Origin of the sequence: Synechococcus sp. MIT S9220 (assembly GCF_014304815.1) — a bacterium.
Taxonomy (GTDB): domain Bacteria; phylum Cyanobacteriota; class Cyanobacteriia; order PCC-6307; family Cyanobiaceae; genus Synechococcus_C.
Map to the genome: position 1 here is coordinate 1,571,754 of NZ_CP047958.1, position 26,665 is coordinate 1,598,418.

Annotated in this window: 24 protein-coding genes; 15 read left to right on the forward strand and 9 right to left on the reverse strand. The window is 58.6% G+C overall.

The features are described from left to right. Positions 1-180 precede the first annotated feature (180 nt). From SynMITS9220_RS08705 to SynMITS9220_RS08715, 3 genes are all read left to right on the forward strand, one after another. Entirely contained in the window at positions 181-711 is a 531-nt protein-coding gene (locus SynMITS9220_RS08705) for a hypothetical protein (RefSeq protein ID WP_186988663.1), read from the forward strand. A gap of 3 nt (positions 712-714) precedes the next feature. Next, positions 715-1,728 carry a tryptophan--tRNA ligase gene (gene trpS, locus SynMITS9220_RS08710; protein ID WP_186988665.1) on the forward strand — a complete coding sequence of 338 codons (1,014 nt, stop codon included), beginning with the start codon at positions 715-717 and terminating at the stop codon, positions 1,726-1,728. A 249-nt stretch (positions 1,729-1,977) separates the two neighbouring features. Further along, positions 1,978-2,691, forward strand: coding sequence for a glycoside hydrolase family 104 protein (locus SynMITS9220_RS08715; protein WP_255483002.1), 714 nt, complete (start codon positions 1,978-1,980; stop codon positions 2,689-2,691). A gap of 63 nt (positions 2,692-2,754) precedes the next feature. Here SynMITS9220_RS08715 and SynMITS9220_RS08720 read toward each other — a convergent pair whose 3' ends face one another. Then, the gene (locus tag SynMITS9220_RS08720) at positions 2,755-3,066 is read right to left on the reverse strand and encodes a DUF2605 domain-containing protein (RefSeq protein ID WP_186988667.1); all 312 of its coding nucleotides are present in this window, start codon (positions 3,064-3,066) and stop codon (positions 2,755-2,757) included. Positions 3,067-3,172: 106 nt separating this feature from the next. Between SynMITS9220_RS08720 and thrS the strand changes: the two genes are divergently transcribed. The 7 genes from thrS (at position 3,173) to SynMITS9220_RS08755 (ending at position 12,881) form a co-directional block, all read left to right on the forward strand. After that, complete coding sequence (gene thrS, locus SynMITS9220_RS08725) at positions 3,173-5,110, forward strand: threonine--tRNA ligase (RefSeq protein ID WP_186988669.1); 1,938 nt, start codon at positions 3,173-3,175, stop codon at positions 5,108-5,110. Further along, complete coding sequence (locus tag SynMITS9220_RS08730; protein WP_186988672.1) at positions 5,107-5,493, forward strand: DUF1824 family protein; 387 nt, start codon at positions 5,107-5,109, stop codon at positions 5,491-5,493. Before thrS ends, SynMITS9220_RS08730 begins: the two co-directional genes overlap by 4 nt. A 92-nt stretch (positions 5,494-5,585) precedes the next feature. Beyond that, a complete protein-coding gene (locus SynMITS9220_RS08735; RefSeq protein ID WP_186988674.1) occupies positions 5,586-6,662 on the forward strand; it encodes a glucokinase in 1,077 nt (358 codons plus the stop codon). Positions 6,663-6,676: 14 nt separating this feature from the next. Continuing rightward, positions 6,677-7,624 carry a homoserine kinase gene (thrB, locus tag SynMITS9220_RS08740; protein WP_067092996.1) on the forward strand — a complete coding sequence of 316 codons (948 nt, stop codon included), beginning with the start codon at positions 6,677-6,679 and terminating at the stop codon, positions 7,622-7,624. A 72-nt stretch (positions 7,625-7,696) separates the two neighbouring features. Next, on the forward strand, positions 7,697-9,268 hold the full coding sequence (locus tag SynMITS9220_RS08745; protein ID WP_186988676.1) for an NAD(P)H-quinone oxidoreductase subunit 4: 1,572 nt from the start codon (positions 7,697-7,699) through the stop codon (positions 9,266-9,268). 6 nt (positions 9,269-9,274) lie between these two features. Beyond that, complete coding sequence (locus tag SynMITS9220_RS08750; protein WP_186988678.1) at positions 9,275-11,392, forward strand: M3 family metallopeptidase; 2,118 nt, start codon at positions 9,275-9,277, stop codon at positions 11,390-11,392. Between the two features lie 19 nt (positions 11,393-11,411). Continuing rightward, entirely contained in the window at positions 11,412-12,881 is a 1,470-nt protein-coding gene (locus tag SynMITS9220_RS08755) for an ArgR family transcriptional regulator (RefSeq protein ID WP_186988680.1), read from the forward strand. Here the strand turns inward: SynMITS9220_RS08755 and SynMITS9220_RS08760 are convergent. From SynMITS9220_RS08760 to SynMITS9220_RS08795, 8 genes are all read right to left on the reverse strand, one after another. Further along, entirely contained in the window at positions 12,853-13,980 is a 1,128-nt protein-coding gene (locus tag SynMITS9220_RS08760) for an alpha/beta hydrolase (RefSeq protein WP_186988682.1), read from the reverse strand. The genes SynMITS9220_RS08755 and SynMITS9220_RS08760 overlap by 29 nt on opposite strands. After that, complete coding sequence (locus SynMITS9220_RS08765; RefSeq protein ID WP_115124959.1) at positions 13,977-14,528, reverse strand: hypothetical protein; 552 nt, start codon at positions 14,526-14,528, stop codon at positions 13,977-13,979. The genes SynMITS9220_RS08760 and SynMITS9220_RS08765 overlap by 4 nt, the downstream gene beginning before the upstream one ends. Positions 14,529-14,533: 5 nt before the next feature. Further along, positions 14,534-15,229 carry a DUF6629 family protein gene (locus SynMITS9220_RS08770; protein WP_186992037.1) on the reverse strand — a complete coding sequence of 232 codons (696 nt, stop codon included), beginning with the start codon at positions 15,227-15,229 and terminating at the stop codon, positions 14,534-14,536. A gap of 70 nt (positions 15,230-15,299) precedes the next feature. After that, positions 15,300-15,914, reverse strand: a complete 615-nt coding sequence (locus tag SynMITS9220_RS08775; protein ID WP_186992039.1) for a triacylglycerol lipase — start codon at positions 15,912-15,914, stop codon at positions 15,300-15,302. 1 nt (position 15,915) lies between these two features. Then, a complete protein-coding gene (folB, locus tag SynMITS9220_RS08780; protein ID WP_186988684.1) occupies positions 15,916-16,299 on the reverse strand; it encodes a dihydroneopterin aldolase in 384 nt (127 codons plus the stop codon). Beyond that, complete coding sequence (locus tag SynMITS9220_RS08785; protein ID WP_186992041.1) at positions 16,296-17,612, reverse strand: glutamate-5-semialdehyde dehydrogenase; 1,317 nt, start codon at positions 17,610-17,612, stop codon at positions 16,296-16,298. Before SynMITS9220_RS08785 ends, folB begins: the two co-directional genes overlap by 4 nt. A 16-nt stretch (positions 17,613-17,628) precedes the next feature. After that, on the reverse strand, positions 17,629-18,567 hold the full coding sequence (locus SynMITS9220_RS08790) for an ROK family protein (protein ID WP_186988686.1): 939 nt from the start codon (positions 18,565-18,567) through the stop codon (positions 17,629-17,631). Positions 18,568-18,570: 3 nt separating this feature from the next. Then, positions 18,571-22,959: a translocation/assembly module TamB domain-containing protein gene (locus SynMITS9220_RS08795; protein WP_255483009.1), complete on the reverse strand. Its 4,389-nt coding sequence runs from the start codon at positions 22,957-22,959 to the stop codon at positions 18,571-18,573. Between the two features lie 85 nt (positions 22,960-23,044). Between SynMITS9220_RS08795 and SynMITS9220_RS08800 the strand changes: the two genes are divergently transcribed. The 5 genes from SynMITS9220_RS08800 (at position 23,045) to SynMITS9220_RS08820 (ending at position 26,651) form a co-directional block, all read left to right on the forward strand. Then, positions 23,045-23,488 (forward strand): Ycf51 family protein, encoded by a 444-nt coding sequence (locus SynMITS9220_RS08800; protein ID WP_186992043.1) that lies wholly within the window; start codon positions 23,045-23,047, stop codon positions 23,486-23,488. Then, on the forward strand, positions 23,485-23,889 hold the full coding sequence (locus SynMITS9220_RS08805; RefSeq protein WP_186988690.1) for a DUF4332 domain-containing protein: 405 nt from the start codon (positions 23,485-23,487) through the stop codon (positions 23,887-23,889). Before SynMITS9220_RS08800 ends, SynMITS9220_RS08805 begins: the two co-directional genes overlap by 4 nt. Positions 23,890-23,955: 66 nt before the next feature. Beyond that, the gene (locus tag SynMITS9220_RS08810; protein WP_115124966.1) at positions 23,956-24,243 is read left to right on the forward strand and encodes a hypothetical protein; all 288 of its coding nucleotides are present in this window, start codon (positions 23,956-23,958) and stop codon (positions 24,241-24,243) included. After that, complete coding sequence (locus tag SynMITS9220_RS08815; RefSeq protein WP_186988692.1) at positions 24,233-25,882, forward strand: CocE/NonD family hydrolase; 1,650 nt, start codon at positions 24,233-24,235, stop codon at positions 25,880-25,882. Before SynMITS9220_RS08810 ends, SynMITS9220_RS08815 begins: the two co-directional genes overlap by 11 nt. A gap of 22 nt (positions 25,883-25,904) precedes the next feature. Further along, positions 25,905-26,651: a DUF3887 domain-containing protein gene (locus SynMITS9220_RS08820; protein WP_186988694.1), complete on the forward strand. Its 747-nt coding sequence runs from the start codon at positions 25,905-25,907 to the stop codon at positions 26,649-26,651. Positions 26,652-26,665 lie beyond the last annotated feature (14 nt).

The following is a 26,665-nucleotide window of genomic DNA, read 5'->3' on the forward strand; positions in this document are numbered from 1 at the left end:
AATCCGCCGCCTGCAATCGATCAACAAGTCGACTTGCCTCGCTCACAGGAAACCGGCAAAGGGGGGCGAGCCGCTGGTGTCGACCGCAGGCGATCAGGTCAAAGCTGTTGGAAACGAATCAAGTCACTGTCAGAAGAGCGGTGATGCGTCACACTTGCGCCTGACTCCAGGCCCCAGGCCATGACTGATTCCTACAGCGATTCCCGCCACCAGGGCGGACAGGGTGACAACGGCCGCGATGGCGGTCGTGGAGGCCGCGGAGGACGCGGCCAGGGCAACCGTGAGGGCGGTGGCTTCAGAATCAGGCTGAGCGACAACGAAATGCGCTCCGCACGTGCGCTGCAGGAGGCCTTAAATCTCCGCTCAACCGTTGCGGTACTCGGCTTTGCAGTGCGCACACTCGGCCAGATGCTCGAAGAGGGGAAGCTGGAAGAACTGGTGGCAGCGCAACGCGCCCAGGGCAACCAGGGCAACCGAGGCGGCGGCCGGCGTGATGATGACCGTGGCGGACGCCGTGACAATCGCGGAGACGGTGGTCGCGGATCAAGACCAGATCCCTTCGCGCGCCCTGCCAAACCCCAGCCCCCCGCTCCAGAGCCCGAGCCTGAAGAACCTGCCGAAACAGCAGAGGCTGCTGCTGAAGCCGACTCAACTCCTGAACAAGCAGCAGGAGATGACAGCGCAAACCAGGACAGCACAACAGAGGCCTGATTGATGGGGCTGCCTCGTGTTCTTTCGGGCGTCCAGCCGACGGGCGCCCTTCATCTGGGCAACTGGCTGGGAGCGATCCGCAACTGGGTTGATCTTCAGAAGGATCACGACACGTTTTTCTGTGTCGTCGATCTCCATGCCATCACGGTTCCTCACGATCCGGATCGCTTGGCCCAGGACACCCTCAGCACTGCAGCGCTGTATTTGGCCTGTGGACTGGATCCCGAGCGCTCCACTGTTTTTGTTCAGAGCCAGGTCGCTGCCCACAGCGAGCTCTGCTGGCTACTGAACTGCGTCACGCCTCTGAATTGGCTGGAACGGATGATCCAGTTCAAGGAAAAGGCGGTCAAGCAAGGCGACAACGTGTCGGTGGGCTTGCTCGATTACCCCGTGCTGATGGCCGCCGACATCCTTTTATATGACGCAGACCTGGTTCCGGTCGGCGAAGACCAGAAGCAGCACCTGGAACTGGCCCGCGACATCGCACAACAGCGCATCAATGCCCGCTTCGGCAAAGCTGAGACCCCCGTACTCAAGGTTCCTAAACCACTGATCCTCAAGGAGGGCGCCAGGGTCATGAGCCTGACGGATGGCCGCAGCAAAATGAGCAAGAGCGATCCCAATGAAGGCAGTCGCATCTCCCTGCTGGACCCTCCGGAGCTGATTGCCAAAAAAGTCAAACGGGCCAAAACAGACCCTGAGCGTGGCCTGGAATTTGACAATCCCGACCGTCCCGAAACCGACAACCTGCTTGGGCTCTACGCCATTCTCAGCGGCAAGGGGCGCGATGTCGTCGCTAAGGAGTGCACCGAGATGGGTTGGGGGCAGTTCAAACCCCTGCTGGCAGAAGCCACGATTGCCGCTCTTGAGCCGATTCAGGAGCGCTACCGCTTACTGATGGACGACCGCGCCCAGCTGGAAACGGTCCTACAAAAAGGACGCGAACGGGCCAGCGCCGTGGCTGACTCCACGGTCAGACGAACGCGGGATGCCATGGGATTCCTCAGCGCCAGCTGATCAGTCCCAAAGCAATTAAAAAGCTTCGCTAATACTTAAAGCTCGATGAGAGCACCCAGCGCATCAAAGAGCACTCAGACAAGGGGTTGCACGCCACCAGGCCGGTCTCGCGAGTCCAGCGCCGAGATCTGGCTGAGTTTTTCTGCCTAGGCATATCAACAGCAACGCGTCAAGAGAGCGCATGGGGTCCTCGCCATCAAGCCATGCCATTGACGAGGGTGGCGACTCCTTTGTTCGGAGTTATCTCGGTTGCTGCATCGATTCACTCACCGGATCCAGCCCATTGCCCAGGCCGCGCCAAAGGTCCTCGGCCTTGGCGCCATCAGCGTCGGGCTGGCGCTTTCCGTGGGACAGAGCCTGCAGGCCGAGCGCTCTAGCGAACGCAATCAGCACAACCGGATGGTGGCTGAGGCTCTGAAGCCGCAGCGATCGCTGCACACCACGAGCGACAACATCAGCGCAGCGACCCTCTCCGGCCAACCCGCAGCGCATTACGCCATCACACCTGAACGTCGCGCACTGCTCAACACCATCCGCTTTGCAGAAGGCACCTGGAAGGACGGCAAGGATCAGGGCTACCGCATCCTTTATGGGGGAGGTCAGTTTCAAGACCTCTCCCGCCACCCTGAACGTGTTGTAGTGAAGCGCTATTCCAGTGCCGCAGCAGGGGCCTATCAGTTCTTGCCAACCACCTGGCAGGAGGTGGCCAACAGGCTCGACCTGCCCAGCTTCGCCCCAGAGCATCAAGACCAAGCAGCGCTGCATCTCGTCGAAAAGCGTGGCGCCTTGAAGGAGATTGACCGCAATGGTCTCACCAAAGCGGCAATGAATCGGCTCGCCCCGGAATGGGCTTCCTTTCCGACCCATGCCGGCCAAAGCGCCTATGGACAGCCCGTAAAAAGCCATGCCGAGCTGGTGGCCTTCTATATGACCAATCTGAGTCAGCTGCGCCAAAGCGCCTGATAGCCAACCATCAATGATTCCGGGCTGCCCCGAAAGCAGCCCAGACAGCTCAAGCCCTGCGGCTCATCCGGAAGACCGCGAGACACGCGCCGAGAGAGCCCAAACCTCCATGACCAGTTGATGCCAGGGAGCCATCGCCTGCATCGAGACAGCGACCGGTTCAGAGGAGGCCTGCAAGAGTGAGCGTGTCGCCGCGATCGAACGCTTTCCGTCGGCAAGACGTTCAGCCAACTCAAGACGATCACCTGCCGACAGGACACCGTCAGGACATTGCTCAAGTATTACTTGCCCCCTGGTAAACCAGTGGTCGAAATCAGCTAGCAACGAAGCAAGAAGTGACGCGAGCAAGTCACCACCTTCACGATCAGAGGGCAAGTGAAACGAGCCTCGCTTTTTTGCGAGCGTACATCCACTAATAGGATGTCCGTGGCTTGCCAGCTGTGGCAGTAGCCATCGATCAGATCTCAGGACTCACGCCTCCATGCCCGTCGTCACCCTTCCAAACGGAACCACTAAAAGTTTTGACGGGCCAGTCACCATTGCAGATGTCGCTGCATCCATCGGACCCGGGCTTGCCAAAGCAGCTCTCGCAGGAGTGGTCGATGGTGAATCCTTGGATATGGCCATGCCAATCGATAAGGATGTTGATCTGCGCTTGTTAACAGCAAAAGATGCTGAAGGAATTGACATTATAAGACACTCTTTTGCTCACCTTGTAGGGCATGCAGTAAAACAGCTCTACCCGGAAGCAAGGATGGCCATCGGCCCTGTCATTAAAGACGGATTTTATTACGATATTGCCTATGAAAAACCCTTCACTCCAGAAGATTTAGAAGCTATAGAGCAACGAATGAAAGAGCTGATTGCTAAAGATTATGAGGTCAATGTTGAAGTTGTCAATCGCAATCAGGCAAAACAAGCATTCGAATCCAGAGAAGAGCCCTACAAGCTGGAAATCGTTGAAGACATTCCCGACGGCGAAACAATCAAGCTCTACCATCATGAGGAATACACAGACATGTGTCGTGGTCCTCACGTCCCCAATACAAGACACCTAAGACATTTCAAACTGATGAAAGTGTCTGGCGCTTATTGGCGAGGTGACTCCAATAACCAGATGCTTCAAAGAATCTACGGAACGGCATGGGGCACAGAAAAAGAGCTGAAATCGCACTTAAAGCAACTCGAAGAAGCTGAAAAACGAGATCATCGACGCTTGGGCCGTCAGCTCTCGCTATTTCACATTCAAGACAATGCGCCTGGCATGGTCTTTTGGCATCCACCGGGGTGGGCGATCTACCAAAAGTTGCAACAATATATCCGCAGGAGACTTCGGGAATCTGGCTACCAAGAAATCAGCACTCCACAAATTGTGGATAGAACTTTGTGGGAAAAATCAGGGCACTGGGATAAATTCAAAGAGGACATGTTTACAACATCCTCTGAAAACAGAGACTACGCGGTCAAACCGATGAATTGCCCGTGTCATGTTCAAATCTTCAACCAGGGATTACGCAGCTACAAAGATTTACCAGTCAGGCTCTCTGAGTTTGGTTCATGTCACAGAAATGAACCATCAGGAACACTGCATGGGTTAATGAGAGTCAGGAACTTCGTTCAAGACGATGGACATATCTTCTGCTCAGAAGATCAGATTCAGTCTGAAGTATCAAGCTTCATTGACCTTGTCTTTGACGTCTATAAAACACTTGGCTTTGAGAAAATTTCGATTAAACTATCAACCCGCCCTGAGAAGAGAGTGGGCAGCGATGAAGTCTGGGACAAATCTGAAAAGGCGCTACAAGACGCCTTAGAAAATAAAAACCTGGAGTGGGAGCTATACCCTGGCGAAGGTGCTTTTTATGGGCCCAAGATTGAATTCTCTCTCCAAGATTGCCTAGGAAGAGTATGGCAATGCGGAACTATTCAGGTTGATTTTTCGATGCCTGACCGACTCGACGCAAGCTTCATCGGGGAAGATGGATCTCGCCATACCCCAGTCATGCTGCACCGAGCTGTACTCGGCAGCTTTGAACGTTTCATCGGAATTCTGATTGAAAACTACGCCGGCGAGTTCCCGTTCTGGCTTGCACCGGAGCAAATTAGAATTCTTCCCGTGAGCGACGACGCAAGAGGCTTTTCTGAAACAGTTCAGACTAAATTGCTCAGTCAAGGCATCTCTGCCACTGTGGATGAATCCGGAGAGCGCCTGGGTAAACTCATTCGCAATGGAGAAAAAGCCAAGATCCCAGTGCTTGCAGTGATTGGAGCCAAAGAAGCTGAAAACAATACCGTCAGCCTTAGAAGTCGAAAGAATGGCGACTTAGGAGAAATATCTGTTAACGAATTGATCAATTATTGCAATCAAGCCAATAACAATAAATCTGAAGATGCTCTGGTTGCGGCAGTTCATTCATGAGACTGACTGACTTGAGTCGATTGAGAACTGCACCTGTTCTCAATGCAACGGAAAAGGCATTAATTGTGCCTGAGCTTCAACAGCAGATGATTTTATATCGATGGTTCACCGCAGGAATCATGGCGTTAACGGCTGATCAGGCTGTTCGATCGCTTCGCCAACTTGAACAACATCAAGCCTGGCCAGCTCATGAGCTGATTTCCGGTCCCGAACTTGATGGACCGGTTTATCTCAAAGCCAACCAGCAAACCTTGACTGCCAGATTGCGCATCGAGCACGGGTTAGGGGAAGGAATCCTGATCAGCGGTCACGGCAACGACAACACCGAGCCAAGCACCACATGGGGCCCCCTCCCGCTGGATTTCTTTGCATCCACTCCCTAGATCATTCGCCATCCGATGGCTGAGTCGATCCAATTGGTTGCCGAGTTGCAAGGCGAGCTCCAGCCTGAAGACAGCAGCCCTGATCCGCACCCATGGCAGCCAAGACCTACCTGGCAGGAGATCTTGGAGGCACAAAGACACTCCTGAGCATCTATCGGGACATTGATGGGCAGCTGAAGAAAGAGCACAGCCACCGCTACAGATCAGCGGATTGGCACGACCTCGAGTCGATGCTCAAGCATTTTGTGGAACAAGCGCCCACCGAGCTACCAAAACCGACGACCAGTTGTATTGCGGTTGCCGGGCCTGTGCATCAGGGCATCGCAAAGCTCACCAATCTGCCCTGGCAGATGAGTGAAACATCCTTATCCGCTGCAACGGGGGTGGAACGGCTTGAGCTGGTCAACGACTTCGCTGTCTTGATCCATGGGCTACCCCATTTCAGTGATCAGCAACAGGTGGTGCTGCAGATGGGATGCAACCGATCGACACCTGCACCTGCCGGTGCTGAAAACGGGCCCGTTGCCATCCTTGGTGCGGGAACCGGCCTTGGCATGGCACGCGGACTGCCCGCAGCTGGCGGATGGCTGGCCATACCAAGCGAAGGCGGCCATCGGGAATTTGCACCGCGCAGCGAAGAGGAATGGGAACTGGCTCAGTGGCTGAAGCGGGACCTTGGACTGCAACGGTTATCCATCGAGCGGATTGTCAGTGGCACCGGACTCGGACATGTCATGAATTGGCTGCTTCACCGCCAGACCGGAATTCAGCATGGTCTGAAGGCTCACGCCCAGGCATGGCGCGCCATGCCTGCCGATCACCCCGATTATCCGGATCTCCCGGCCTTGACTGGCAAAGCAGCCGCAGAGGGTGACGACCTTGCCGGCAAAGCACTGAAACTCTGGCTTGGAGCCTATGGATCTGCTGCAGGAGACCTGGCCCTGCAGGAGCTCTGCATCGGAGGCCTCTGGATTGGAGGGGGAACGGCCGAGAAAAACATTGATGGCCTTTGCTCAACGCAGTTTCTGGAGCCCTTACGGTCCAAAGGACGGTTTCGTTCCCTGATCGAAGGATTGACCATCCGCGCGGTCATCGATCCGGAGGCGGGATTGTTTAGCGCGGCTTGCCGCGCACGTGATCTCGTGGAGTCGGGTGGGACACTGGCCTGAGTAGAGCAGCAGGGATGGCGCAGCCGCGAATAGGCCAGACCGTCGTGGTGGATGTACCAGCCACCACCGCCAACATCGGGCCAGGCTTTGACTGCCTTGGCGCCGCCCTCGATCTCAACAACCGCTTCACGATGCGACGCATCGAGGGGCATGGAGAACGTTTTGAGCTGATCATCGAAGGGCAAGAGGGATCTCACCTGCGAGGCGGTGCTGAAAATCTTGTCTACCGAGCGGCTCAGCGCGTTTGGAAAGCTGCCGGTGAAGAACCGGTCGCTCTTGAGGCAAGGGTGCGTCTTGCGGTGCCTCCGGCCAGAGGACTAGGCAGCAGTGCCACAGCAATCGTGGCGGGGCTTGTGGGAGCCAACGCGCTGGTGGGCGAACCTCTGAGTCGGGAGAAACTGCTGGAACTCGCCATCGATATCGAAGGGCATCCAGACAACGTCGTGCCGTCGCTGTTGGGGGGCCTCTGCATGACAGCCAAGGCCGCCTCTCAACGCTGGCGGGTTGTGCGCTGCGAATGGATGAACAGCGTGAAGGCCGTTGTCGCGATTCCGGCGATACGGCTGAGCACCAGTGAAGCGCGTCGCGCCATGCCCAAGGCTGTGCCTGTGAGCGATGCGGTGGTCAACCTGGGTGCACTCACACTTCTGCTCCAGGGATTACGCACCGGCAACGGTGACCTGATCTCAGATGGGATGCACGACAGGCTGCATGAGCCCTATCGCTGGCGATTGATCAAGGGCGGACAGGAGGTCAAAGAAGCTGCAATCGCTGCAGGGGCATGGGGATGCGCCATCAGTGGTGCCGGTCCAAGCATCCTGGCCCTCTGTTGCGAAGAGAATGGTGCCGCCGTCAGCCAGGCGATGGTGAGGGCATGGGAGTCTGTGGGTGTTGCCAGTCGCGCGCCGCTTCTAAGCCTCCAAACAGCTGGCAGTCACTGGCATCCCAAGGATGCAGGCTGAGCTCAGAGCTGGGTAGAAGTACTCAGGAGAGGCCTCGGAGCTGATAAGTTCAATCACAATCTTGGGAGTTCCATGGACGCCAACCTGCCGCTGATGGCTGCGTCCGACGCAGGGTTCCCCTGGCTCTCGCTGATCGTGCTGCTTCCAGCGGCTGCAGCGTTGTTGATGCCGCTTCTCCCTGGAGAAGACCAGAACACCTCACCGGTTCCACGCAATCTCACGATTGCCGTGCTGCTGGCGGATCTCGGTCTGATGATCGCTGCCTTCAGTCGTCACTACGACCCGCTGGAGAGTCAGCTTCAGCTGGTGGAACGCGTCAGTTGGGTCCCTGCGATCGGTCTGGAGTGGTCACTCGGAGCCGACGGGCTCTCAGCTCCACTCGTTGTGCTCAGTGGTCTGGTCACGCTGCTGACCGTGTGCGCCAGCTGGAACATCACCCATAAATCCAGGCTGTATTTCGCACTGCTGCTGGTGCAGGCCTCAGCCCAGGCCCTGGTGTTTCTCTCCCAGGACTTCCTGCTGTTCTTCCTGGCCTGGGAACTGGAACTCGTGCCGGTGTATTTGCTGATTGCCATCTGGGGCGGTCAGAACCGTCAGTACGCAGCGACCAAATTCATTCTCTATACAGCGCTGGCATCCCTTCTGATCCTGATCAGCGGCCTAGCCATTGCCAACTCCGGTGACAGCTTCACCCTGAACATGACGGAGATGGCTCAGCGCTCCCCAGGTGGCAGTTTCGGCCTGCTCTGCTATCTGGGCTTCCTCGTGGGTTTCGGCGTGAAATTGCCGATTTTCCCTTTGCATACCTGGCTTCCGGATGCCCACGGTGAAGCCAATGCTCCGGTCTCCATGTTGTTAGCCGGCGTTCTGCTGAAGATGGGCGGTTACGCGCTGCTGCGCTTCAACGTGCAGATGCTCCCGGAAGCCCATCTCTTACTGGCCCCGGCTCTGATCATCCTCGGGATCGTCAATATCGTTTACGGCGCTCTGAACGCCTTCGCCCAAGACAACGTGAAGCGCAGGATCGCTTGCAGCTCAGTCAGTCATATGGGCTTCGTGCTGGTGGGGATCGGCGCCGTCGATGCTCTCGGCCTGAGCGGAGCCATGCTTCAGATGATTAGCCATGGCCTCATCGCAGCAGCAATGTTCTTCGTCACGGGCTGCTTCTACGAGCGCACCAAGACCCTTTCGATCCCCAACATGGGAGGCCTGGCCAAAGCCTTACCGATCACATTCGCCTTTTTCCTTGCAAGCTCCCTAGCCTCACTGGCCCTACCTGGCATGAGCGGCTTCATCAGCGAGATCACAGTGTTCCTAGGCATCACCAGCCAGGAGAGTTTCACCACATTCTTCAGAGTCACCACCATCGTTTTGGCGGCGATTGGGCTTGTTCTCACTCCCATCTATCTGCTGTCAATGTGCCGCAGAGTGTTTTTCGGACCACGAATTCCTGCCCTCGCCTTCGTGAAGGACATGCGCCCTCGGGAAGCGGCGATTGGGCTCACCTTGCTGGTTCCAACACTGGTGATTGGCTTTTGGCCTCGGATCGCCATGGATCTCTATGAGGCATCCACCGATGCCCTTGCTTCTGATCTAGCAAGTCACACCCTTGTTGCTGCCCGTGCCCTTCTCCCCACCGGCTGACCATCCATGAGCACCCCAGAACTGCTGCGCGGCGAGGGCCTTCCTCACTTCGAGGCCATTGACGCTGAGCAGGTCAACAATGAGATCCCTGCGCTACTGACCAGCCTGAACGATCAGCTGGAGACGCTGGAGACATCCCTGCAGCAGCGCCTCGCCGCGGCCTCACCTCTGGGCTGGGATGAGCTGATGCCGAGCCTGCATCAGCTTGGCGAACGTCTTCGCTGGAGCTGGGGCGTGGTGAGTCATCTCACTGGTGTTCGCAACACGCCCGAGCTGCGTGAAGCCCATGCGAAACAGCAGCCCGAGGTGGTGCGCTTCAGCAACCGCCTCGGTCAGAGCCAGATTCTGCATGAAGCTCTCAGCAGACTGAAGTCATCCCCTGCTGAACCCCTCGACAGCACCCAGCTCCGCATCCTCGATGCGGAGCTTCTCTCGATGCAGCATCGAGGCGTGGCCCTCAGAGGCGAAGAGCAATCGGATTTCAACCGCACGAGTGAACGGATGGCGGCTCTCTCCACCGGATTCAGCAACCACGTGCTCGACGCCACGCAGACCTGGAGCCTGGTGATTCAGGAGCGTGATCAGCTGAACGGTGTTCCCGAGAGAGCCCTGGAAATCCTTGCTGCCGCCGCCAAGGAAGCCGGTGATCAAGCCGCTGACGGTTCCGAACCGAGCGCAACCGAAGGACCATGGCGACTGGGACTGGACATGCCGCGCTATATCCCGGTGATTACTCATGCCAAGGACCGAAGCCTGCGTGAGACCGTTTACAAAGCCCATGTGAGTCGCGCCAGCAGTGGCGATCTGGATAACGCGCCACTGATCGAGGAGATCCTTCAGCTGCGGCGTGAACAGGCAACCCGGCTGGGCTACGCCAACTGGGCGGAGCTCAGCCTCGCTTCCAAAATGGCTGATGATGTGCCCGCGGTGGAGTCGCTGCTGGAAGAGCTGAGAGCTTCAGCGATGCCAGTGGCTCAAAAGGAACTCCAGGAATTGGGTGAATGTGCCCGAAGCCACGGTGCTGCCGAAGCCGATGCACTGGCCCCATGGGATGTGAGCCACTGGGCGGAGCAGCTCAGACGAGAACGTTTCGATCTCGATCAGGAAGCACTGCGGCCCTGGTTTCCTCTTCCCCAGGTGCTTGAGGGACTGTTCAGCCTCTGCGAACGCCTGTTCAGCATCCGCATCAAAGCCGCAGATGGCGAAGCACCGATTTGGAACGAGGATGTTCGCTTCTTCCGGGTCATGGACTGCAGCGGCGAAGACCTGGCGGCTTTTTATCTGGACCCTTTCAGCCGTCCCGCCAGCAAGCGCGGCGGTGCATGGATGGATGAGTGCCTGAGCCGTCAACGCAACGCCGATGGCGATCTCACCCTGCCGGTGGCCTACCTGATCTGCAACCAGACCCCCCCGGCCGGTGACACCCCCAGCCTGATGAGCTTCGAAGAGGTGGAAACCCTCTTCCATGAATTCGGTCATGGCCTTCAACACATGCTCACCACGGTTGAGCACCCGGAAGCCGCTGGCATCAACAACGTGGAATGGGACGCCGTTGAGCTTCCCAGCCAGTTCATGGAGAACTGGTGTCTGGATCGAAGCACCCTGATGGGCATGGCCCGTCATTGGCAGACCGGGGAACCGCTACCGGAGGAGGACTATCAGAAGCTGTGCAGTAGCCGTACCTTCATGCAGGGCAACGGCACGCTTCGGCAGGTCCATTTCGCTCTGACCGACCTGCGACTCCACAGCCAATGGACCCCAGAACTCAAGATCAGCCCGGATGCATTCCGTCGCCGCATCGCTGAAACCACCAGCGTGCTGCAGCCCGTTAAGGAAGACCGTTTCCTCTGCGCATTTGGCCACATCTTTGCCGGGGGTTATGCCGCTGGCTATTACTCCTACAAATGGGCCGAGGTGCTCAGCGCCGATGCATTTGCAGCCTTTGAAGAAGTGGGCCTGGAGAAAGACGATGATGTCGCTGCCACTGGGGAACGTTTCCGCAACACCGTCCTCAGCCTGGGTGGGAGCCTGCGGCCTGCAGAGGTGTATCGGCGCTTCCGCGGCAGGGACGCCACCAGCGCAGCACTCATCCGACATACTGGTCTGGCGGTCAAGGCTTCCTGATCAGCTTGAGGCCTGAGCCTTGGCACACGATCTGCTCAGGTTGAGTGCAACCTGGGGCCAGTCTGCTGAAGATGGCACTGGCCTCGCTCCTCTGATCGAGCTGGAAGCCGCACTGGAACAGAGCAGCTTGCGGCGCGGCATCAGCCGTGATGTGTTTCTCAAGGAGCTGCTCAGCGACCTACACCATCAACGTTTGATCCCGCTGTTGATGATGCTTCCCAGGCGTTGGCGAGGGCAGAGCGCCAGCCTGCCGGAACATCTACGCAGCTTTGCAAGCTTGCTAGAGAACAATCTGATCAGCCCACTGCTGCTGGCAACCCTGGCCGATGACCTGCAGCACATGTTGCCCGCAGTCTCCAAACCCTCAGCACTCGGTGCCCTTGATCGCTGGTGTGAGCGACAGATCTCCATCAGCGCTGAACAGACCCTCACACTGCCGCAGACGCTCGAAGAGCTGTGGTCAATGACGGTGGATGCATCCGAGGACTTGCCTGCAGTCCAAGAGAAACCCCCTGGCACGCTGGCGAGAATCAGTGCAATGGGAGGGGTTCTGACCTGGAGCAACCGAGGACTCTCCAATCTGCAGGAAGAACCTGAACGGCTGCGCAACCGTCTGCTGGCTCAGATCCTCAATGTGCTCGGGAGCAACCGACTGAACGGGGCAAGCCGTGCATCAGAACCATTCAGGTTCGAGAACGTCAGCAGCGGCCGTGAGCTGTTGGATCATCTGAACAGCAAGGGCTGGCTGTGTTGCGCTCGGATTCGCACGAGTGTGGCCAGTTTCGGCCTGGGCGCCAGCACCGGCATGGGTGAGCAATGGCTGCAGATCCCGCTAGCGGTGCCCTATCGGACCAGCCTTCTTGATGAAACTGGCGAAGAGATCCAGGCACTGATGCCCCATTCCTCCTTGGAAATGGAACTGCAGCCTCCCAGCGGCTCACCACTACTGTTGCAGTACTACCAGGGCGTTGAAGGATTGAACGGCTGGGCAGCCCTCAATGAGCTGCATCGTCCCTGGCAGAACGATCGGAACAATGGAACCGTCGCTTATCAAGCGACCGAACTCAGAGGCGCACAGCTGGGTGAGACCCTCAATCTCTGTGAGCTGATGGGAGCTGTGCACAACAGCGAAGCCCAGTTCAGCTCTCTCCATATGGGCGGATACGGAGTGCTGGGGTTCTGCATCGACTCGACAGCCCTGCTAGAGCAGGCCATCACGGGAACAACCCATCTTTTCCCACTGACGCTCGGAGACCTTTGGCGTCAGCGACTGCACCGCCAGTTGCAACAACAATTGGACGCTGGCCTGCAAGCGACAGACCACAGCGTGAACCGCTACCGCCTCGCCCTGGACCAACTGCCCCAGGACCTCTTTCATGACAACCAGACACGACCTGAAGCCCATCGAAGGTTGAAAGCCAGCCAGCCACGACACAGCCCTTTCGCACTGGTTCGCGCTCTCAACGGGGAATTCTCAACGGAGGACTGAGGGCAGAAAGCTCCAGTTCCTTGCAGATGGCCTCAACCACTGAGCTACGGAACGCCGTGGAAAAGGGGCCCGAGGAGCCGTTGTGACTCATCCCCTCAATCATGTAGCGCTGCAGAGAATGATGCCGTTGCCAGCAATTCCAATTGGAGAGTGGCAGCAGGGGCAGACGACCGGGATAGGCGATCCGCCCCAGAGCCGCCACGGGGTCTCGACTACCCAGCACCATGGCCACATCATTGACGGACTCGAGCGCACCGTTGCCGCTGAAGACTCCACAGACCGTGATCACCTGAACCCTCACACGACAGAGCTGCTGGAGAATCTCAGCGATGCCGATCGCCATCTCTCCACCTCCGCTGTAACCAACGAGGACGATGCGGGACGCCTGATGAGGCATGAAGCCAATCGAATCGAGGCGACGGGCGATCTTCAACGCCAGCTCATAGTTCATCACCGGTCCATAACGTCGATCCGAGGAGATTCCGACCTTGATGACGTTGTTCGCCTGCACGCAGAAGGCGCAGATGAAACGAACCAGACCATTGGGGTGATGCTCCTGCAGAGCGAACAGCCGCTGCCAGAACCATCCGGCGAAGGTGGTCGTACGCAGTCCGACGTTGGTGATCGTGTAGGCCTCAATCCCTTTCACGAGCATCGTGTCATCCGTAATCGACTCCTGCAGACAGTCAAGAAATTCACTCACCCGCGGTGGATGACTCTCTTCGCTCTGATGGATTCCATCGAGGTAAACGACATAGTGACGATGCTGACCAGAACCCTCACGTTCTGAGGCAAATAGTTGCCGGGGGTCCGGAAGGCCATGCATCCAGCCTTCCCAGAACACGAAATCCACCATCACCGAATACACGCCGACCAGGGCGACCACCACGACCAGCACGCTTCCGAACCAGGTCAGCAGTTCCAGTAACGATTCGGGTTGCAACAGCGAAGCCGCATCCCTGCGGACGGCAGTCAGACCCAGCAGCCCGAGCATGGCAACACAGACCAAGGCCACCACCAGCCAACGACGCACATGGCGAAGACGACGGCGCTGATGCTGAACAGCCGCGACTGTTTCTGTCGAAGCGGACCCTGTCATGGCGACGTCAGGGCTGAGACCTCTGTGGCGAGCATGGCGTAGCTAGTGCGCCAACGCTGGGCGAAGAGCAAGCCCACCAGGAGCAGTGCGAGCACGAAACCAGGGAGCGCCACCACCAAACTCGTCTCCAGGGGAATGTTGTAAACCGCCTGAAGCAGCAGCATCACATTGAGATGGATCCAGGCCAGCAAGGTCACTGCAATCAGATCACTGACGTAAGGAGCAGCTGCCAGCACATAAAACAAACCGGGCCACATGGCTGCACCCATGTGATTGGCAAAGGTGATCGGCTGTAGAGGGACACCTTCCAGAAGCATCAGCATCAAGCTGTGGCAGAGGATTCCCAGGAGAAAAGCCAGGCTGAGCACGAGCGCATCAACGATCATGTGCATCAGGATCTGCATCGGAGTCAGACGGTTGGCGAGCAACGCAAACAGATGCGAAGCGGACATCGACAATCCAACGCCGATCAGCAGACCAACACCAGAGTCCATGGCCAGCAGCAGCTGCCCCATCGACTCAAGAGATGCCAACAACTGGTCAGCCATTGGCTTCAAGCCTGACGCAGATGGGGACGATTAACGATCCAAATCACCATGATCGAAAGCACGGCGCAATAGAAGCACCAGACCGAATTGAAGGTTGCGCTGTACGTCGCCCACGTCAGGAAGATCGACACGAAAATCAGCGCGCCGAACAATTTCACCGCCTTGTCTCTGACGGCCAGAAGCGGCAAAACAATAAAGCCCCAATACACCAACTCACCGACAGGTTCAGTGTTGACAAAGTTGTGAAAGATGCTGCGCAGACTGGCAATGTCGTAGAGAAGTCGACCATTGCTGTGAACCGCTGGCTGAATCGCCGGCGGGTTGAAGAGCATGGGCAGATAGAACGCGATCCCGAGAACCGTGGCCACAATCGCAACCCACTTCAAGCGGCGTTGCAATCCCTTGGAGTCGGTACTGCGGCTAATCGACCACGCGCTCCACGGAATCCAGATCATCCAGAAGCAGTAGGCGAAGAAGAGAAAGCCGAGACCACCAATCGTTGCAAGAGGTTCGATGTTTCCGCCGTCGATGGCTGTCCACTCGAGGCCCTCGACAAATTGCTGAACACCGAAGAAGAACGGCACCAGGGCGAGAGGCTTGTAGTCAGGCCGCTCATGACGCGTGGCCAGATGATGCGAATAAAGACCTAAAGGAACGAGCACGGCGGATGCCGTGAAACTTGCCGAAGCCGAAAAACACATGCGCGGCAGGACATGGATGACACTCAAAGTGTGCCCATCAGTACAGAACATGTCACTGTTCGTACCCCAATCAGTCACTCAGAAGCGTTCTCAGCAAAACATCGAGAGATTGGGGATGCGACATCAATTGCTGATGGGTGAAGACAGGAAGACTGCTCACGAGTCCACAAGGCAGATGGGCCTGCCATCCAGGGAAAACCATCAAATCCCAACGGCAGTAGTAACTGACGCAGTCCAATCTCTTGAGAACCTGAACATCATCATTGAGGGAACGCAACAGCGGACTGCCCCGTTTCATGTCGGCCAACCCGGCACAAAGCCACGAGGGAATCCACTGCGCCGTGACGGTACCCCGCTGCGGACTGCCAACACTCACAAAGCGACGGGTGCGTCGGGCACCGTCCAGCTGCTGCAGCCAGACTCGCCCGATGATGCCGCCCATCGAAAAACCAAGCAGGTCCACCTCAACGTCGCTACCCCAGCGCTGACGGATGTGATCGTCGAGTTGTTCCGCCAGGATGCGCAAGGGAACAGCGCCTAAGCGGTGCGGAAGATGAGGAACCAGAAGCGGAACCTCATGCTCCTCCAAGCGACGGACCAATCGACGAAACAGATGCGGCGTATCCCAGAGGCCATGCACAAGAACCAGCGGTCTCCGCAATCGAGAAGGCACCGTGGTGGTCATCTCATAACGGCTTGCGGCGCCAGCGCTCAAGGCTCACCGTACCTGCGAAACCTGGGATGGGTGCATGACATTTGCTCAGCCAAAGATGCATCGGCAAAGCTCCATAGATCCCCTCAAGCTCCTCAAACATGCGCTCACTGAAATGTTCGATGGTGTAGCAGGTGATCTCGGCAGCAAGACGCTGCAAAGCCTGAACTCCCAAGCTGTAATCAGCGGTTGCCGCCAGCGAGTCAGCAGAGGCCGACTGACTCAGATCAAGATGCAGCTCCAGATCAACGCGAAACCACTGACCGTGTTCACGCTCATGGTCAAGAACCCCCACATGGGCCCAAAGGCGAAGATTATCGACTCTGATGATGTCCAAAGGATGAGTGACGTTGCTCATCCCTCCAAGTCCACATGGCTGAAGCGACGTGCGCCCGAGGCATAGTCGGCAGCGGTATGGCCATCACCACGCAATCGATAGCGATAGGTCACCAACCCTTCCAAACCGACAGGTCCCCTTGGAGGCAGAGTCTGGGTCGAGATGCCCACTTCCGCGCCGAATCCGTAGCGAAAGCCGTCTGCGAAGCGAGTGGAACAGTTGTGATAGACACCGGCGCTATCGACTGAGCGCAGGAATCGCTCGGCAGTGGAGACGTTACGGGTTGCAATCGCCTCGGTATGACGCGAGCCGTAGCGACGGATGTGTTCAAGAGCTGCAGCGAGATCATCCACAACACGAACGGACAGGGTCAACGCCAAATATTCCGTGCTCCAGTCTGCGTCGGCCGCGGCCTCACTGATCCCGAGAGAGCAAGCGCCTGGATCACCGAGCAGCCGCACACCTTCGGCCTGGAAAGCAGGGATGGCCTTTTCCAGGAATATCTCGGCAATATCGGCATGAACCAGCAAAGTCTCCATTGCATTGCAGGCAGCCGGGTATTGCACTTTGCTGTCCAGGGCAATGGCCACAGCCTGATCTGGGTCCGCCTCGGCATCCACATACAGATGACACACCCCATCGGCATGGCCGAGCACGGGAATACGGGTGTTGTCCTGAATGAAGCGCACCAGTTCGTTGCTGCCCCTGGGAATGATCAGATCCACCAATCCCTCAAGCCGCAGCAAAGCAAGGCTGTCTTCACGGGTGGTGAGCAGAGCGAGGGCCTCGGAGGATACCGATGTGGCGACGAGGCCTTGCTGCAGCGCTGCCATCACCGCCTTGTTGGTGCACTCAGCTTCACGTCCTCCCTTGAGGATCGCCCCGTTACCTGAGCGGATGGCCAACGAAGCGATCTGAATCACAGCATCAGGACGGGCTTCGAAGATCACACCCACGACCCCGAGGGGAACGCTGACGCGTTCCAGCACAAGGCCGTCATCCAGTTCCCGATGCAACTGGCGTCGACCGAGGGGGTCAGCAAGCTCTGCCAGCTGTCGAACCCCGGCAATCGCACCTTCAAGCTTGACGTCATCGAGCTTGAGGCGGGCCATCAATGCCGAAGCCAGACCGTTTTGCTCAGCGTTTTCAAGGTCAACCTGGTTCGCGGCAACGATGGCGCCGGTGTTGGCACGGAGTGACTCCGCCATGGCCAGCAGCGCCTCCCGGCGCTGGTCATCGCTGGTCAGCCCCAGATCAGTGGCAGCACGGCGCAGGCCCGCCGCCAAAGACAGAAGCTCCGGGGAGGGGTCTGGAACGGCCTGCACGGGCAACATCTCAAAACGGCTTCCATCATCCCGCCTGGGGCGACGGAGAAAGCAGCAACCGTTGCATCGCCAGGCGAGCAGCACCGAGACGACCTGCGCCATTACCCAGGGCACACGCCTTAATTTGCAGGCCCTCGCGACTCACCGACTGAACACGGGTGGCGACCTCCTGACGCACCGCAGGAAGGAAATGCTCACTGGCACCAGCTAGCCCGCCCCCCACCAGCACCAACTGGGGCGTGAACAGATAAACCAGCGAGCTGATCCCCGTACCCAGAAGCTGGCCGTAGCGCTCCCAATGCTCCCTGGCCTGAACATCCCCACGGGATGCAGCCATGGCCAACGAAGACGGCTCAGCACCACTGAGTCGCTTCAGCCCGGCGATGCTCGCGAACTGTTCCAGAGAACCCCTGTTGCCGCTGTTGCACTCAGGTCCATCGGGAAACAGCGTGATCAGACCTGGTTCCGCGGCGGCTCCGTTGTGCCCTGTGAACAACTGACCCCCAAGCATCACACCTCCACCAACGCCGGTTCCGAGAGTGAGCAACACCACGTCGCTGCAGCCCTGAGCTGCGCCTTTCCAGGCCTCACCCACGAGAGCGCAATTACCGTCGTTGGCGAGGGTGACCCTTTTCTGGAGGCGTGATTCAAGCCAAGCGGCCAGTGGGACCTCTTCCCAGCCCGGCAGATTGATGCAAACGCGGGCCACCCGCGCTTCAGCATCCATGGGCCCCGGCAAACCAATCCCCACCACCGAAGCCAGACCATCAGGGTCAACGCTCCTAATGGCCTCGACAATCTCCACACAAACCGATCCGGGCGTAGCGGGTTGGGGTGTTGGTCGCTGGTGCTCTTCCAGCAACTCCCCTTCAAAGCTGAACAGACCAAGCTTGATCGCAGTTCCACCGAGATCAACACCCAGAACGCACCGATCTGCAACTCCTTCAGCCACTGATTGAGCCATCAATCAGAACCGCATGAACAGTTGAAGCTGACTTTGCCAAGTGCCCTGGCTATCGACCGATCCAGACAAACTCATGTTTGGGTTGAGTTGATACGTCACAGTTCCCTGCGGGGCGATGTCATTGCGGTTGGGGGCAGCCAGCACGGAAAAATCGAAGCGATCTGTGATGGACAAGCCCACATCCGTCACGAGAGCGAGCTGGGGTGGAACCTGACCAGAAACACGCTCCTCTTCATTCTGAACAACGGGACTGACGTAAGTCGGATAGAGGGCGAACTGCAGCCTCTGGTTGAAGGCGTCGGTCAAGGTACCCAGAACAGGGGACAGCAAGGATTGACCAAGCACGGCGGCCAGAGCTGTGCCGGCTCCGGCTCCGGAAAGACCCGCCAATGAGTTACCACCGATCAGCGCCATCAACTGCGGCTGGGGTAGCGAAGGTGAACTGCGCAGTTGGATGTTCTGCGCCAAACGATCAGCTGGACCGCTTGCGGCGAGCATCACTTTGATCAGCCTGAGCTGTCCTCCAGCTCCGAGGTTGCCGAGACCGTTGGAATCAAACACCGATGTAGAGAAAGCGTTGTTGTCATCGTTGTTGATGGTCACGTTGTCGGAAACCCTGGTAACCATGGCGATATCCACGTAGGGAATCAGCCCGAGGGCTGGAGTGAATACAGCGACGTTCGCAGCACTGCGATCAAGGCTGAAGGTTGTGGTGAACATGGACACCCGTCCAGACAGCAGCTGCACGACGCCCTGCAGCTCCAGGCTTTGGTCAAGGGCACCATTGACGCTGAGAAGACCTTGCGTGGTGAACGTGGCCAGGGGCTGCACCTCGACTTTCAGCTTGGGACCAAGCGTGAGGCGCAGGTCACGGAATCCGATGAAAGGAAGCTTGGGCAGAGAGGCCTTGATCGAGCGGCTGGTCGCCGCCTCCACATCAGCCCCCCGCAGCACCAGAGGCTCTTTGAAGTCCCACTGATCCTCGATCAGTTCATCAATGGAGACTGCCTTGGTGGAGCCAGAGTTTCGAGACTGTGGATTTCTGACGCGGGAAAGCAGGGAGCGGTTCGGGCGAATCGCTCCGTGACTGACCTCAAGAATTCCGCCAATCTGTGGGTTCACCACAGCTCCGGTGAGCATCAGGTCAGCGCCAACCTCGACATCGGCATTCGGAATTTTGATGCTTGCCTTTTCGAGCTGGATGCGTAGTGGATTGGGCTCGGAATAGGGGCGTAGAAGCGCCAGGGCACCACTGCCTTTGAGCTGACCACCCGAACCGAAACGACCCTTGAGCGACTGCACTTCCAGCCGATCAAAGTCGAAGACCATGGAGCCGTTGACTTTGGCAAGGCTCTGGCCCTGAGCCTTAAAGGCAGCATCCTTGATCACGATGTAGCCGTTGGCCTTCGGCGCTCGAAGCGTGCCGCCGAGCAACAGGCGAAGATCCACATCACCCTTGTCCCAAGACACGGTGTCATTGGTCAGCCCGGTGAGAAAGTTCAGGCCATCGCCAAGACTCACGATGCGGACATCAAGCGGCTGATCAGCAGCAAAGGGAATCCTGCCGGTGACGGTTACGGGCTCTGTGGAGGTCTCGGAGACGAGAGCCAGATCCAGCTTGAGAGCCTGATCGCTGAGCAGCACCTGGCCGCGTTTCAACGCAATCGGGTTGGGGCCGAGGCGTGCATCCTCGAGAACCAGCTCGCTACTGATCGCTGCCTTGGAACCATCGAGGCGGTAGGTCCCCCTCATACCCAGTGCTCCCAGCAGTGACCTCGGCACGGGAGCGACGAGGGCCAAGAGGCTGAAGGGGAAGTGAGCAAAGGAGAACTGCCCCTCTCCTCCCTGCAGTGGACCTTCAATCCGTGCAGTGAAGGGTTTCACCTGCAAGGCGTAATCCGCATCCTCACCCTCGATCCAAAGATGACCTCGGGCCTTGAGATCAAGATTGAGACGACTGAGCCGAGGACCGGTCAGATCGATCACCGCATCCACTTGCCCGCGGAGATCCTCAAGACGGAATGGTTCCCGTTCACGGTTCTGCAGACGCGCTTGCAGCAATGCCGTCCGGGCGTTCCGCAGGGCCTCCAGTTGCCCATCGAGATTGCCGCCGAATGTCTTGATCAGCAGCGTGCCCAGATCGGATGCTGAGCCCTGCTCTGAGGGAGCATCCTTGTTCAACCTGGGCAGGCTGAGAGCACTGTTGCTGAGCCAGCGTGCGCTCAGTCCCCTCGCCACAGCCTGTCCCTTGAAAAAGCCATCAAGCTGTCCTTCGGCATCCACGGTGATCTGGCCCGTATCCGGCGGCAGAAGTTCGCTCGTGATGGCATAACGACGGTCCGCGTAACGGCCCGTGAGCAGTATCTGCTGCAGCTGCAAGCCCATGATTCCAGGGCGACTGATGCTCAGATCGCCCGTCATGGCGAGCGGTTGCAGTCCGAGAGTGCCGTCACCACTCAAACGGCCATAAACCCCTTCCCAGCGTTGCCTAGGGGGAAGCGCCAGTTCCAGTCCATCGACCGTTAAATCAGTGGCTGTCCATCGGTAACCGGCAGGCGTTCCACGGAGCTGCAGATCCCCCTTGCGGCGACGCAGCATCACATCAGTGGGAAGCCAGTTCGCACCAAGCCGGGCCTCAAGAGATCCAGCAATGACTGATCCCACCGAAGCCATCGACAGCACACCACCGCCGCCGGTGCGACCGAGGAAGGTTCCACTCCAGTCCTCCATGAGGCGCACAGCACCCGCCCGCGGATGATTCACGGCAAGGCGCAGATCAGGTCGCAATGCATCGAGAGGACCAAGAACCCGACCGGATGCAGCAATCGTTCCATCCATCTCAGTGCCCAGAAGAGGACCCAGACGCTTGAGGGGATAGGAGTCAAGCCGTAGATCGGCCTCCAATGGACCGGGTTTCAGCCCACCTGCACCAAGGCTGAGCGGCATCCTGGCGCTGGCGGTGAAATCAGGACTGCGGAACTTCTCAAGCTCCAGCAGTCCTGATTGCGCAGTCCAACCAGCCTGCAGCGACCATGCTTCAAGCAAGGGATTACTGGCCTGAGCCATGTCCAGAGACAACTCAGGCTTTAACGATGCACCGCTCAACTGGAGCTTTCCCTTCAAGGGAGCTGCCGTACCGAGCAGAGGCGAGACGAGAGGAAGGCGCTTCCAGGCGGGCCCCGCCAGCTCAAGCCGCTGGGTGGCGACCTGCAGCTGAGGATGCAGGGCCCCTTTGGCCTTCACATCCACACCAGGCGCTTGAAGAACAAACCGATCCAGCGTTGCCGACCAGTCCTGGCGGTCCCGCCAATCGGCACTCAGCTGAGCTGCAAGGCGAAGAGGTCCGTCCAACGGAATGGAGTCAGGCAAGGCCCAGAGCCCATTGACGCGCAGATTCGGTTGAGACCAATCACCCTCGAGCCGAAACGCCAGATTGCGGTTCTCATCCAGTTCCTTGAGGGCTGCCTTCAGAGCAAAGGTGCGGTTGAGACGCACGTTGCCGCCCAGGGAAGCCACATAGGGCCCGTAAGTCCATCGACTGTTCGCGACTTTGAGCGTGTCCCCGCGACAACTGACTCGCAACTGCGGAGACTCCAGCCTGTGCTCCATGGCCTGGCCACTGAACTGCGCTCTCTGCAGAGACAGCCCGCCGCTGCAGTTGGCTTGTCCTCCACGCCAACCCAGGCGCAGATTGCCACCAAGCTGCCCCTGCATCTGAACGGGGAGCTTCAACGGCAACAGGCCCTGATAGCGAGCCAACTGAATCCGTTCCAGCTGGGTGGTGAGCTCAAATTCCGGGCGGACCCAACGGCCTCGTGCCTTGACGGTGATACGCCCCCTGTCTGGGAGCACGAGCTTGAGCACGCCATCAGCCCTGTGCTCATCAAGACGGATGCCGGTCCAACCAGCAGCTGTCAAGCTGAGACCCGCAGAGTCGATCTTGATCCTGGCGGGGTCGCTGAAACGCACCTGCAGATCCAAGCGGGGTGGGTCGCCTTGCTCTGGGAAGGGTCCTGGAACCCAGTAATGGCCCTGGTCATTACGCCGTAGATCGAGCTGAGCTCCTCTGACCCGCACCGTGAGAACGGGCTTGAATCGCAGAAGACTGGCGAAGGGATCGAGGCCGATGGTGAGGCGCTGAATCTCTGCAGTCGACTGATCAAGTGGACCTTTGCGGACCTGAACAGGACCTAGCGCAAGTCCCTGCAGACCCAGGCCGCGATAGCGACCGATGCTGACGGGGTGACCAAGAGGCTTGGAGATCTGAGCCTCGATGTCTGGACGCAGCCGCTGAAACAGCGAACTGGCCCAGTGATCGGCGGCAAACCACACCACTACCCCACCGATGAGGGATCCACCCAAAACAGACAGGACGAGCCTGTTACGCCGCATGCTGGTTGGACCTCCTCGCATCGATGCCCGTCAATACGCCGGAGGTCGACGCAATATAAGGACCACATTCCGAGCAGACCAGCCCATGCCACTTGAGGAATTGCTCTCCACCTCCAGCATCTGGCTCGCCAAAGGCGGGCTGGCGCTGTTTGGCTTGACCCTGATCGCCTTCATCGCCCGCTGGGGGGTTCGTTTCCGACTGGTGGGAGTGAGCAGCTTCACGCTGCTGTTGTCGGCCAGCTGCTGGGCTTTTGGTCTCAGCTATACACCCAGCGTCAGCGTGGAGGGAGCATTGCGAGCCCCGGTGGTTTTTGACAATGGTGATGATCTGGTGGTGGCTCAGGCCCAGGCCGATTTTCCAGACGAAGCGATCGCACCGACCCTGCAGCAATTGGCGGGGAATGTTCGTCCTGGCGGCCGCAACAGCCCTGAGGTGACTGTTCGATTACGTCAACTCCAGCCTGCGGGTGAAGGAGCTTCCAGATCAGTGGTTCTGGGCGAAACCGTTCGCGACTTCCGAGCCGAATGAGACCAGAGGATCCATTACAGGAGCTACCCCAGGGCCTGCGCGATGAACTGAAACAGCTGCTGGCTTCCGGCATCACCACCTGGGGGCAGCTGCAGTCTCTGGACGAGCTGCAAATCAGTCGACTGGCCTCCAGCGGTCGGGCGTCAGCACGCAATCTCAGACGGCTGCAAGGCATGGCCGATCTGGCCTGCGCGTTGGACCTGGCCCCTCAGGATGCTGCCCTGCTGATGCACGCAGGACTGGCCACCGTGACAGCGATCGCTGGGGCCACCCCACAGGACGTGCTCACCCGCACCGGACGACTGGAACGTCAGTTGCGAAGCGGACGGCCCCCGGTTGTGGATCTTGCCGTGGCCCGCCGCTGGATCCTCCGTGCCAAGGAGAGGCAAAACACGAACTGACCGTCCAGACCAGCAAGCTCCGTCTCACCCGTTTCAAATGAGGGACAGATTCGGACAGAGGTTCCGATGCGTTTCCTCAACAACCTCAGATTCGCAACAGTTGCCGCAGTTTCAACCCTGCTTGCGGTGAGCCCTTTCAGTCAGGCCCAGTCGTCTCTTTTGGAAAGCGTTAAGCGCAATCCCGGTGAAGCCCAGGCACTCTGCCAACAGTTCAAATCCATCAATGCCCAAGGGGAGTCGGCACTTTCCAGCCAATCCATTGCTGTGATTGCTGGCCAACGCAACCTCAACAAGACGGAAGCTGAAATTGTGGCGACCTACGTGATCGGACTCAATTGCCCGGATGTTCGCTGATGCGTCACTGATCACTCGCGACGGCGTTGAGCTGGTCTCGCGAGTGTGGCGACCCTGCGGAGATGGCCCCTGGCCTGCGCTGTTGATGCGACAGCCCTATGGCAAGTCCATCGCTTCAACTGTCACGCTCCCTCACCCTGAGTGGTGGTGCAGTCACGGCTTTGTTGTGGTCGTTCAGGATGTGCGCGGCCAGGGAGCGTCGGGAGGACATTTCCGCGGCTTCTCCCAGGAAGCGCACGACACAGCCGACACCTTGAGTTGGCTGAGGCAAAGGCCAGAGGTCAATGGTCGAGTCGGGATGTACGGCTTCTCCTATCAAGGCCTGACCCAACTGCTGGCGCCTTCGGAGTGCCCACCACCCGATTGCCTGGCACCGGCGATGTGCGGCCTGGACGAACGGGACCACTGGAGTTGCGACGGCAACGCCCACTGGTGGCATCTGGGGCTGGGTTGGGGCTTGCAGCTGGCCAGTCTCCAAGCCAAAAGGCGGGGAGACCATCAGGCCTGGAACGAGATGCGACGCAGCCTTGAAGACGGCAGCTATCTGAGTGAAGGCATGTCGATGCTTGAACACCACGATCCCGAGGGCATGGCCCTGCGCTGGCTCAAGCAAAGCCCCGAACGGGACAGCGACTGGATCCAACACTCCATGCCACATCGATGGCTGCAGCAACCGATGCTGTTACTTGGGGGCTGGTGGGATCCCCATCTCCGCGGCGTGATTGCTCTTGCGGAACAAGCCAGAGCGGCGGGAGGGCGACCTGAACTCCACATCGGCCCTGCCACCCATCTGCAGTGGTGGGCAGAGAGCAGCGAACTGCTGCTGAAGTTCTTCCAGCGGCATCTGATCGACTCTCCCAGCGACTGCGCCCCCCCACACAGTGCGGATGACATCGTCGTCTGGCTGTGGGACCAAGTCAGCGACAGCTGGTGCGGAGCAGACGATCTGAGTCCAGCATCGATCAACCCCCTATCCCCGGTCTCCTCACAACCTTTCGATCAGCAACGGTGGCATCTCTGCAGTCGAGGCCTCGCCTGCCTTGACCCAGAAGAAGGACAGATCCTTGACGCAGCATCTGACCATGGCGGCAAGGTGGTGATCGTGCATGACCCATGGCGGCCTGTACCCGCCATCGGTGGGCATCTCAGCCCAAGCGCCGGCCCCTGCGATCGAGCATCCCTTGATCGTCGCAGTGACGTGGCGGTGTTCACCGGTGAACCCCTTAAGGGCGCCCTGCCCCTGCAGGGCAAGCCGAAGCTCAAACTTCACGTCTGCGCAGACCAGCCTGGATTTGATCTTTGTGTGGCCTTGTCGCGATTGCCTCGGGGCAAGAACACGGTGCAACAGCTCTCAACCGGGATGCTGCGAATCCGCGGACAGCAAGCCCTCGAGCTCTGTGAACGGGAGCTAGACCTTCAGCCGCTGCTTGCCACGCTCGAACCCGGCGACAGGCTGCGTTTATCGATTGCAGGAGCCGCCTGGCCAGCCATTGCCATCAACCCTGGGCATGAGGCCGTGGCCTGCAGCGCACCCAGTGCCGATTGCCGTGTGATCAGCATCGAGTTGCATCTTGAGATGGCTCAGTTGTGGATGCTGCCTCTGCTGGCGCCCCAACACCTGGGAACTCCGGCAGACTGATTCGACCGTTCTGACGATTGCCGTGAAGTTCACCTCCTGTCTTCTGGCCGCTGCCATGGCCACCTGCACTGTGGAGATGATCCCTGCGGCAGGCGTCCGAGCAGAGATCCAGGTTGCACAGGCCCTCAATGCGCCGCGGACCAATCTCACTCCAAGCCAAGCCCAAAACGCCGCCAAAGAACTGCTCACATCGATCCAAGCGAAGAACGCGCAGGGGATTTACAAGTTGTTGGCGACGCCCCTGAAATCAGCCACCAGCGTGGAAGCCATCAGCCAGCGGCTTCAAAGCGCGCCCATGATCGAATCCTTCCGAGTGGTCTCGGTCAATCCAGGTCTTGACGACACGACCGTGGAAACCGTGGCCATCACCAACAGCGGCACCCGTGAACTGCCTCTGTTACTGGTGCTCGATGACGACGGACAACTGCTGGCCTGGAAGTGGGTCGAGACGGTGCTCCCGATCGAACAGACCGCACTGAAGTTTGTGCAAGATCTGGATGCCGGTCGTTGGATCGCAGCCCGGTATTACCTGGACCTCGACTTTCAAAAGGAGATCTCCCCAGCTGACCTCAAACGCAAGTGGTCGAAGCTGGAGCGGGTTCTCGGAGGGGTGAAGAGCATCAAGAGCGCGCTTGCAGCCTCGAGCAGCAGTGAGCAGCAACTGGTGTTGGTCACGATTGAATTCGGCAACATGACCGACAACCTCTTTGTGATCTTCAACCGCCAAGGGCGGATCATCAACGTCGACTTCTCAGCAGATCTGGTCTGAAATCCCTGGCAGGA

Excerpts from the sequence above, each read along its gene's own strand:
- SynMITS9220_RS08800 (WP_186992043.1), top strand. The coding sequence starts at position 23,045 with ATGCCACTTGAGGAATTGCTCTCCACCTCCAGCATCTGGCTCGCCAAA.
- SynMITS9220_RS08770 (WP_186992037.1), bottom strand. The coding sequence starts at position 15,229 with ATGTGTTTTTCGGCTTCGGCAAGTTTCACGGCATCCGCCGTGCTCGTT.
- SynMITS9220_RS08815 (WP_186988692.1), top strand. The coding sequence starts at position 24,233 with ATGTTCGCTGATGCGTCACTGATCACTCGCGACGGCGTTGAGCTGGTC.
- SynMITS9220_RS08775 (WP_186992039.1), bottom strand. The coding sequence starts at position 15,914 with ATGACCACCACGGTGCCTTCTCGATTGCGGAGACCGCTGGTTCTTGTG.
- SynMITS9220_RS08750 (WP_186988678.1), top strand. The coding sequence starts at position 9,275 with ATGAGCACCCCAGAACTGCTGCGCGGCGAGGGCCTTCCTCACTTCGAG.
- trpS (WP_186988665.1), top strand. The coding sequence starts at position 715 with ATGGGGCTGCCTCGTGTTCTTTCGGGCGTCCAGCCGACGGGCGCCCTT.
- thrB (WP_067092996.1), top strand. The coding sequence starts at position 6,677 with ATGGCGCAGCCGCGAATAGGCCAGACCGTCGTGGTGGATGTACCAGCC.
- SynMITS9220_RS08760 (WP_186988682.1), bottom strand. The coding sequence starts at position 13,980 with ATGACAGGGTCCGCTTCGACAGAAACAGTCGCGGCTGTTCAGCATCAG.
- SynMITS9220_RS08795 (WP_255483009.1), bottom strand. The coding sequence starts at position 22,959 with ATGCGGCGTAACAGGCTCGTCCTGTCTGTTTTGGGTGGATCCCTCATC.
- SynMITS9220_RS08765 (WP_115124959.1), bottom strand. The coding sequence starts at position 14,528 with ATGGCTGACCAGTTGTTGGCATCTCTTGAGTCGATGGGGCAGCTGCTG.
- SynMITS9220_RS08805 (WP_186988690.1), top strand. The coding sequence starts at position 23,485 with ATGAGACCAGAGGATCCATTACAGGAGCTACCCCAGGGCCTGCGCGAT.
- SynMITS9220_RS08730 (WP_186988672.1), top strand. The coding sequence starts at position 5,107 with ATGAGACTGACTGACTTGAGTCGATTGAGAACTGCACCTGTTCTCAAT.
- SynMITS9220_RS08810 (WP_115124966.1), top strand. The coding sequence starts at position 23,956 with ATGCGTTTCCTCAACAACCTCAGATTCGCAACAGTTGCCGCAGTTTCA.
- SynMITS9220_RS08735 (WP_186988674.1), top strand. The coding sequence starts at position 5,586 with ATGGCAGCCAAGACCTACCTGGCAGGAGATCTTGGAGGCACAAAGACA.
- SynMITS9220_RS08785 (WP_186992041.1), bottom strand. The coding sequence starts at position 17,612 with ATGTTGCCCGTGCAGGCCGTTCCAGACCCCTCCCCGGAGCTTCTGTCT.
- SynMITS9220_RS08745 (WP_186988676.1), top strand. The coding sequence starts at position 7,697 with ATGGACGCCAACCTGCCGCTGATGGCTGCGTCCGACGCAGGGTTCCCC.
- thrS (WP_186988669.1), top strand. The coding sequence starts at position 3,173 with ATGCCCGTCGTCACCCTTCCAAACGGAACCACTAAAAGTTTTGACGGG.
- folB (WP_186988684.1), bottom strand. The coding sequence starts at position 16,299 with ATGAGCAACGTCACTCATCCTTTGGACATCATCAGAGTCGATAATCTT.
- SynMITS9220_RS08790 (WP_186988686.1), bottom strand. The coding sequence starts at position 18,567 with ATGGCTCAATCAGTGGCTGAAGGAGTTGCAGATCGGTGCGTTCTGGGT.
- SynMITS9220_RS08705 (WP_186988663.1), top strand. The coding sequence starts at position 181 with ATGACTGATTCCTACAGCGATTCCCGCCACCAGGGCGGACAGGGTGAC.